At 71.8% G+C, this 5178-nt stretch carries 1 protein-coding gene; it reads left to right on the top strand.

Features of this window, described 5'->3' with window-relative positions; translation table 11 throughout:
* On the top strand, positions 1 to 5178 hold a 5178-nt coding region (locus tag R6V09_RS45350; protein WP_317887322.1), incomplete at both ends, for a non-ribosomal peptide synthetase.

The following is a 5178-nucleotide window of genomic DNA, read 5'->3' as shown; positions in this document are numbered from 1 at the left end:
GGCGACAGCATCAGCTCCATCGGCGTCGCGAGTCGCGCCCGCGCGGCGGGCCTGGACCTGAGCCCGCGCGACGTGTTCACCCACCGCACACCGGCCGCGCTCGCGGCAGCGGCCGGCACCACAACGGCCGTCCCCGGCAACCGAGTCGAGGCGTTCACCCTCACCGAGGCCGAACACGCCCGAGTCCGCGCCGTCGCCGCTCCGGCGGAGATCGCCGACGTATGGCCGCTGGCACCCCTCCAGGAGGGCCTGTTCTTCCACTCGGCGTACGACGAAGGCGCGTTGGACGTCTACACCGTCCACGAGACCTTCGACTTCGCCACCCGCCTGGACACCGGCCGGCTGCGCGCCGCCGTCCGCACCCTCCTCGACCGCAACCCGGGCCTGCGCGCGGGCTTCACGAGCGACGGCCTGGACCAGCCGGTGCAGTTCATCGTCGAGAACCCGGAGATCCCCCTCGAAGAGGTCGACCTCACCCTCCTCCCCGCAGCCGAGCAGGACGTGCTCCTACGGGAGTTGACGGACGCCGAACGTAACCGTCGCTTCGACCTGTCCGCGCCCCCGCTCTTCCGGCTGCTCCTGCTCCGCCTCGGCGCGGAGCGCGGCGACCGGCTGGTCATCGGCCGCCATCTGATCCTGTGGGACGGCTGGTCGGCCTGGTTGTTCCTCGACGAGCTGTTCGCGCTCTACGAGACGGGCGGCGACGCCAACTCCCTGCCCGAGCCCGGCAGTTACCGCGACTACCTGACCTGGCTGGAGGAGCAGGACGACTCGGTCGCCACCACCGCTTGGCGTACCGCGCTCGCCGGTCTCGACGAGCCGACCCTGCTCGCGCCCACCGCCGCCGACGGCCTCGAACCGGTCATCCCCGACCAGCTCGACGCCCGCCTACCCGCCGAACTCGGCGACCGGCTCCGCGAGTTGGCCCCGGCCCACGGCCTGACCCTCAACACGATCCTCAACGCCGCCTGGGGGCTCACCCTCGCCTCCGCGACCGGCCGCGCCGACGTCGTGTTCGGCACCACCGTCGCCGGTCGCCCCAGCGAGGTCCCGGACGTCGGCAACATCATCGGCCTGTTCCTCAACACCGTCCCGACCCGCATCGCCCTCGACCCCGCCGAACCGGTCCTCGACCTGCTCCGCCGCGTCCAGGGCGAACGCCTCGACCTGATGCCGTACGAGCACCTCAGCCTCGGCGTGCTCCAGGCCGAGACCGGGCACCGCAAGCTCTTCGACACGCTGTTCGTACTGCGCAACAACGACACCGAGGAGCGGCTGGCCGACCTGAAGACCCGGCACGGCGCCACGGCCGTCGCCAACGTCGACGCCACCCACTACCCGGCCAACCTCGTCATCACCCCCGGCCGCGAGATCGCCGTCACCCTCACCCACCGCCCCGACCTCGTCCCGACCGACCGCGCACAGGCCCTCCTCGACCGCTTCGCCCTGCTCATCGACCGCCTCACCGCCGACCTCGCGGCACCGGTCGGTTCCCTCGACCCGCTCCTTCCCGCCGAACACGAGGCGCTACGGCGGGAGTCGGCGACCAGCCGTGTCCCCGACCCCGAGGACACCATCGCCGACCTGCTGGCCGCGCAGGCCGAGCGCACCCCGGACGAACGGGCCCTGGTCTTCGGCGAGCGCACCCTGACGTACGCAGAACTCGACGCCGCCGTCAACCGGTTGGCCCGACTGCTGATCGACCGGGGCGCGGGCCCCGAGCAGGTCGTCGCCCTCGGTCTCCCGCGCTCCCTCGACATGGTGGTCGCACTCTTCGCGGTCCTGCGCACCGGAGCGGCCTACCTCCCCCTGGAGTTGGACCACCCGGCCGACCGCCTGTCCCTGATGCTGGCCGACGCCCGCCCGCTCCTCCTGCTCAGCACCGCGGCCGTATCCGCCACGCTGGACGGCGAGATGACCCGCGTCCTGCTCGACGACCCCGATACCAAGGGGGAGTTGGCGGGCCTGCCGGACGCGCCCGTCCGCCTCCGCTTCAGCCTCGAACACCCCGCCTACGTCATCTACACCTCCGGCTCCACCGGCCGCCCCAAGGGCGTCGTCACCCCCTACCGGGGCCTGACGAACATGCAGTTGAACCACCAGAAGGAGATCTTCGAGCCCGCCATCGCCTCGGCCGGCGGGCGGCGGCTGCGCATCGCACACACCGTGTCCTTCGCCTTCGACATGTCGTGGGAGGAGCTGCTCTGGCTGGTCGAGGGCCACGAAGTGCATGTCTGCGACGAGGAGTTGAGGCGAGACGCCGAGGCTCTGGTCGCCTACTGCGAACGCCACCGTGTCGACGTCGTCAACGTCACCCCCACGTACGCCCGACTCCTCATCGAGCAGGGCCTGTTGGAGGGCCACGTCCCGCCGCTGGTGCTGCTCGGCGGCGAGGCCGTCCCGGAGACGGTGTGGGCTGCCCTGCGCGACACCGAGGGGACGTACGGCTACAACCTGTACGGGCCGACCGAGTACACCATCAACACCCTCGGCGGCGGCACCCTCGACAGCGACACCCCGACCGTCGGCAAGCCCATCCGCGGCACCCGTGCCCACATCCTCGACGCCTGGCTGCGCCCGGTGCCCGACGGGGTGCCCGGCGAGCTGTACATCGCCGGAATCGGCCTGGCCCGCGGCTACTTGGACCGGCCCGCGCTGACCTCCGAACGCTTCGTCGCCGACCCGTTCGGCGAGCCCGGTGAGCGCATGTACCGCACCGGCGACCTGGTCCGCCGCAACCCCGACGGCAACCTCGACTTCCTCGGCCGCACCGACGACCAGGTCAAGATCCGCGGCTACCGCATCGAACCCGGCGAGATCGAGACCACCCTCAGCCGCCACCCGTTGGTAGCCCAGGCCGCGGTCGTCGTCCGCGACGAACGCCTCGTCGGCTACGTCGTCCCCTCCGGCGCCGACTCGACGGAACGCACCGCCGCCGAGGCCGCGCAGGTGGGGGAGTGGCAGGAGATCTACTCCGACGAGTACGAGGAGATCGGCACCGCCGTCTTCACCGAGCAGTACGACGGCTGGGACAGCTCCTACGACGGAGCGCCCATCCCCTTCGAGGAGATGCACGAGTGGCGCGAGGCCACCCTCGCCCGGATCGGCGCCCTCAAGCCCCGCCGCATCCTCGAAGTCGGCGTCGGATCGGGTCTGTTGCTGTCCCGCCTCGCCCCGGACTCGGAGGCGTACTGGGCCACGGACTTCGCCGCCCCCGTCATCCGCAAGATAGGCGAGGAGGTGCGACGCGACCCCGCCCTCGCCGCCAAGGTCGAACTGCGTTGCCGCCCCGCCGAGGACCTGAGCGGCCTGCCCTTCGCCTACTTCGACACCATCGTCATCAACTCCGTCGTCCAGTACTTCCCGAGCATCGACCACCTCACCACCGTCCTGCACGGCTTGATGGAACTCCTCGCACCCGGCGGCGCCCTCTTCGTCGGCGACGTCCGCAACCTGCGCCTCGCCGGCACCTTCCACACCGAGATCCAGCGCACCAGGGGTACCGCCGAAGCGGACCTGGAGCGGGCGGTGGAACGCGGTCTGCGCCTGGAGAAGGAACTCCTCGTGGACCCCGACTACTTCACCACCCTCGGCTACGGCGTCGACCTGCGCACCAAGCGCGCCCACCACCAAAACGAACTGTCCCGGCACCGCTACGACGTCGTCCTCTACGCCGACGCCCCGGACGTACGCCTGGACAACGCCCCGTCCGTCGACTGGGCCACCGGCAACACCATCGGCGAACTCCTGCGCGGCGACTGGACGTCGGCCGAGGCGATCGGTGAACTCCTGCGTAGCGGTTGGTCCGCGACCGGTGCCACCACCGAACGCCCGCGCGGTGAACGGCCCGAGGCACTCCGCTTCACAGGCATCCCCGACGGTCGTACGACCGACACAGGCGTCGACCCCGAGCACCTGCACGAACTCGGCACGGCGGCCGGATACCGGGTGCTGACCACCTGGTCGGAGCAGCAGGGGACGTACGACGCCGTATTCCTGAAAGCGTCCGAACTCCGGCTGACCGGCGGCCTGTTCCGTCCCGGCGGCGGTATCCACCCCTACGCCAACGACCCCACCGCCGCCCGCGAGGCGAGCGCGTTGGTACGACGGCTGCGCGAGGACCTGGGCCGCGAACTGCCCGACTACATGGTCCCGTCGGCCTTCGTCACCGTCGACGGCCTGCCCATGAACGCCAACGGCAAGCTCGACGTCCGCGCCCTGCCCGACGCCGAACCCGCCGTCGCCCTCGGCGGCGGACGCGGACCGCGCACCCCGCAGGAGGAGGTGCTCTGCCGCCTGTTCGCCGAGGTGTTGGGACTTCCCGAGGTCGGCGCGGAGGACAACTTCTTCGACCTGGGCGGCCATTCACTCCTCGCCACCCGCCTGGTCAGCCGCGCCCGCACCGAACTGGGCGCCGAACTCGCCATCCGCGACCTCTTCGAGGCCCCCACGCCCGCCCTCCTCGCGGGGCGCGCGGACGCGGCGAGCCCGGCCCGTCCGGCAGTCACGCCCGTCACCGACCGACCCGCCCGCATCCCGTTGTCGGCCGCCCAGCGACGGCTGTTGCTCGTCGAGCAGATCACCGGCAGCGGCGTCGCCTACAACTTCCCGCTGGTCTTCCGGCTGCGCGGCACCCTCGACACCGATGCCCTCGCCGCCGCCCTGCGGGACGTCGCCGGACGGCACGAGGCGCTGCGGACGGTGTTCCCGACGCACGAGGGAGAGCCGTACCAGCGGATCGTCCCGGCCGATGAGGCCGACCCGGCCTGCACGGTCGTCGACTGCGCCGAGGACGAACTGCCCGCGCTGATCGAGTCCGCCCAGCGCCGCCCCTTCGACCTCACCGTCGAACTCCCCCTGCGCTGCGAGGTGTTCAGGCTCGGCCCGCACGAGCACGTGGTGGCCGTCGTCCTGCACCACATCACCACCGACGAGTGGTCCGACCGCCCCTTCCTCGCCGACCTCGACACCGCCTACGCGGCCCGCCGCGAAGGACAGGAACCCGACTGGGCGCCGCTTCCGGTGCAGTACGCCGACTACACCCTCTGGCAGGACGACCTGCTCGCCCGCACCGGCCAGGCTCAACTCGCGCACTGGGCCGAGGCGTTGCGCGGTCTGCCCGACGAACTCGCCCTGCCCGCCGACCGGGCGCGCCCCACCGAACCGACCGGCCACGGC

This window comes from Streptomyces sp. W16 (assembly GCF_033194735.1).
Lineage (GTDB): Bacteria > Actinomycetota > Actinomycetes > Streptomycetales > Streptomycetaceae > Streptomyces.
This window is presented reverse-complemented; position numbering and strand designations above follow the sequence as displayed.